The organism is uncultured Bacteroides sp., assembly GCF_905207245.1.
In the GTDB taxonomy this organism is placed as follows: Bacteria; Bacteroidota; Bacteroidia; order Bacteroidales; family Bacteroidaceae; genus Bacteroides.
In genome coordinates this window covers 1-4216 of record NZ_CAJLKP010000164.1, presented here as the reverse complement: position 1 = coordinate 4216, position 4216 = coordinate 1, and the positions used below count along the sequence as shown (strand labels likewise).

The 4216-nt window shown below is 45.3% G+C and carries 3 protein-coding genes; all 3 read right to left on the bottom strand.

The window, feature by feature from the left end; genetic code table 11:
* Positions 1-182 (bottom strand): hypothetical protein (locus QZ135_RS24570; RefSeq protein WP_294615722.1); only part of this gene is annotated, 182 nt, incomplete at its 3' end.
* A 174-nt stretch (positions 183-356) separates the two neighbouring features.
* Positions 357-1913, bottom strand: coding sequence for an ATP-binding protein (locus QZ135_RS24565; protein WP_294615720.1), 1557 nt, complete (start codon positions 1911-1913; stop codon positions 357-359).
* A gap of 111 nt (positions 1914-2024) precedes the next feature.
* Positions 2025-4193 carry a DUF4906 domain-containing protein gene (locus tag QZ135_RS24560; protein ID WP_294615724.1) on the bottom strand — a complete coding sequence of 723 codons (2169 nt, stop codon included), beginning with the start codon at positions 4191-4193 and terminating at the stop codon, positions 2025-2027.
* Positions 4194-4216: the final 23 nt, after the last annotated feature.

Here is a 4216-nt window from a genome sequence, read left to right as displayed (position 1 = left end):
TTGCGGTACAATTCACCAATGGATTCTTCGGCGAAGCCGAAACTCAAATGTACTGTGACCAACTCTTGTCCTGACACCGGAGACACTGAATCATCTATCCGGTCATCACACCCGATAATACCGCTACACAGGGCTGTAAACCCCAAAAGCAAATAAATATTTCTTTTAAATATCCGTTTCATATATTCTTTGTTTTAATTATCAATTTTAGTACAGGAATAACAGAAAACAAACCGTCCCGCCTCATGCACTTCTGTGCACGGGGCGGGACGGAAAACAATATATTAAAACAACTTATCTGTAAACAGCAACCCGATCTTCATCTGTCATTATAACAGATATCACGTAGGATGGTACTAAAATACTTTCTCTACAATCCACTTCTCAATGTTCCGCGTCTTGTTACTAAAGTTCACGCCAATCTTGAACAGTTGCCGGCTATCCTGCTCAAAAGGCTGTGCATAGCCTTTCTCGTTAATCTGCGCCAAAGCCTCTTCGGCAGTACCGTCCAATTTGAATTCCATCACATAGATAAAACGGTCAGTCTGCAACACCAAGTCAATGCGCCCGTCCGAAGTATGGCGCTCCGCATTAACATAGAACCCCAACAGTTTGTAAATGATGAAAAGCACATTCTGATAGTGAAGTTCAAGTTCACTCACCAGTTCATAAGGAGTATCAGCAAAGAAACTCCGAAGACGCTTGAAGAAAGCGTCAATGTCTCCGGCACGCAACTCCATCACGAACTTTTGTATCTCAAAAGGAGCCTCCACTTTATTGAATCGGGTATAGAAAGGCACCAAAAACTTGATGAAACCCTCCTCGACCTCCCTATTGGGAAAACCGAGACGATAGAGGCCGAATTCCTTGTCGTACCCTTTTATGGTGAGATACCCACTCTGAAAAATCACAGGAATGGGGTCTTCGTCACCATAGATACTATTCAGAACATCGGCATCAGTCTGTACGTGTGCCATACGTTCCAAATCGTAATGGCTACGCTTTAACAATTCCACGAGATAGGTAGGCGTACCTGTCTCAAACCAGTAGCTGCCGAACTTCATCTTATAGAAAGTGTTCAGCACGCTGAAAGGATTATAGATGCCTTCCGTATTCTCAACGAAATGATAGCCATCGTAACACTCTTTCAGTTCGGCGGCGGCTTGCTCGTAAGTCATCTTTTGCGCGGCGGCCAGCTCATGCAATTCGGCTTTCAGATTCTCATGTATTTCCCGCTCCGTCATTCCACAGATAGAGACAAACGGTTCGTACATAGAAATATCATTCAGATTATTCAAGTCACTAAACACACTTATCTTACCAAACTTCGTAACTCCCGTCAGCAAAGCGAACTTGATGCAGCCGTCCAAAGTCTTCAATACCCCGTAAAAGGGTTTCAGCATGTTGCGGAACTCACGTTGCAAGGCTTCATTGCCAATGGCTTGCAACATAGGTTTGTCATACTCGTCCACAAGGATTACGACACGCTGTCCCGTTTGTTCATAAGCCAAACGAATGACATGGTAAAACCGTTCTTCAGGCGCACGATCGGAATAGGGGCTGCTATAGGTCCGCTCCCAGATTTCAAGATTTTTATTCAGTTCCTCAAGCAGAGAATCGGCATCTTCATAGTTACGGGCATTCAGATCAAGATGCAGCACTGGATAATTTATCCAGTCCTTTTCCAGCTTCTCCATCGCCAACCCGGTGAACAGTTCCTTCTTCCCCAGGAAATAGGCTTCGAGGGTAGAAACCAGCAAACTCTTTCCGAAACGGCGCGGACGGCTCAGGAAATAATAACGTCCCGTCTTCACCATTTGATAAATCAAGGCCGTTTTATCTATATAGAAATAGTTATCTCTACGAAGACTTTCGAAATTCTGAATACCAATAGGATAAATCTTGCTGCTCATACACATTGCTTTTTACATTGTTTACGTACAGCAAAGATAGCAATTGTTTTCCGTTATTCCAGCATGTCAAAGAGCGAATGTATTCAAATTACTTTGAATTATTCCTTATCGTTAATCAGCCTTTTCCTGCACGCAACGAAGCGGATGGGCATCAGACTGGTATTTAGTTGGTATGTCATAAGCATTGCTTGTATGAAACCAACCCGAATATGCATTATAGCCATTATCAGTTCCCTTATTTCGGGTCCATATCGTACACAAATCTCCAATAAACTCGAATGTATCCATGTATCTGCCATAACCTGTAAACCGGAAATAAGAGGCATGCCCGCCATCCAACTGTTCGAAATAAAGCAGATAACCACCATCATCATCCCTCGTATTATAATTCTTTATATTATTGTTAGGCAGGCTACTACCATTCTGATATACAGCAGCCAGATCAACCCGGGATATAACTCTCCATCCGGCAGGACATGGGTCCCAAACAGGTTTATCCGTTTCATCCCACCCTCTGAATGATGTGGCTGCAATATTTGTCCAGGCAGGACCTTTGCTATTGGCAGCATAAAACACAAGCGGTTGCCGGCAAGATGTCTGGTAGCTGATTGTCCCCGATTGTCCTCCATTCACCACATATGTAATCCCATCCGCCGCATAGCGATTCAGCATACCTTCGGGAGGCGTAGATGAATTCTTATTATTAATTGCACTGATCTTTTTAGTCGTATAGCTACTTGGGAACGGGTCTTTGCGCCCCCACTGATAATGGAAGCCATTGGTCTTGGACATTTCGACAAAGGAAGCCGGAGCTTCATCTACATATCCCGCCATTGCCCCCAAATTACGGTCCATCATCGGAAGTACACTTGAATTGTTCAACGAAAAGAGTAGTTTCCGCTTGCTGACCGGTTCCAAAACCTGTTCACCTCCACGGGCATCCGGTTTATAATCCGTCACCCATACATGCCAGCTCCAGACAATGTTTCCCGTACCATCCGGACCGTCGTATGCAGCAATCACTCCGTTACCTCCGGTAGTGTTGGCAGCTACACGGCAATAGATGCGGCATTGCCCTTTACCATTGGCTGGCACTGTATTGATATCACTATGATCTATCGTTCGTTTAATGTCTACAATATTGGTATGATCACCATCACTATTGGCAATTCCCATTACAGGATCACCGACATCACCGTTCTCACGGGTTTGCCAAAGCAGCTTTACCGATTTGATACCGGTAGTACCGGTGGAAGGATACCAGCCCGTCATTTGTGAGTTGAGTATTTCCGCTCCGTTTTGTTGGAATGCAAAAGGGTCGAAACAGAACGCACCACCCGGCTCTACCATAAAGCAGTTGGCAGTAGGCACCAGATTATCGTTGTTCTCCGAAGCCGGAATAGGGTCGATATAGGTCACTCGATTATCATCCGTAGGGATGCCGACGTGCGCGAAGTTCACGGTATAAGCATAATCTTTGTTGCGATACATATTGAAATCCGTAAAAGAACCGGAACCAATATAAACACGGTAGTCGAGCTTCTTCTTTCCGTCAGTTGTATTCACGGCTACGAAATTGAAAAAGGTACTGCCTACAGGAGCATTTGCTTTCGTACGCTGCGTTTCCGTGGTAGCGGCAGCACTTTCGCCACGCACATTGGCCGGCACCCAGCAGGAATAAGAACCATGCGCGGCATTGGCATCCGCAATAGGTATTTCAAGCGTGGTGAACTGCGAAACGATAGAGGGATATGTGCCGTCAATCTCCGGCTTATCCACGATGGTATAATTCAGTGGCACACTCTGAATCAGGAGTTGTTTCAATTTATAATCTGTAACACCATAATCCCACGTTACAGTCAGGCGGGTAGCCAGACGTTTCAGCATCAGGCGCATGTCGTAGCTTCCGTCCGGACTCTGAATGATAGCTTTACCATTGACAACGGCTACCTTTACATGCTTTAGATGAAGCACGTAAGGCATAATATTCATGCTCCCTGTGACCGAGGGGTCAATCGCATTTATCAAGGAAGAATTTACTATCATACTTTGTACTTGTTCTAATGTTTTTGTTCCTAAAGTTGTCACTGCAGGACCGTTACCACGGGCTACCAGTACTAACTGGCAGTCGTCAGACGCCTGCAAAGTGACGTCCAAGCTCTTACCTATATCCACCGTCCCATAATCCTTTCCTGTCAAATGAGCGCCGGTCGCATCGTATTGCCGGATTTCAAGATTGTACAATTTGTCCGGAACATCGGTTGACGAACGGGTAGACACACTGGGCAACAGGCTCGCGTTGA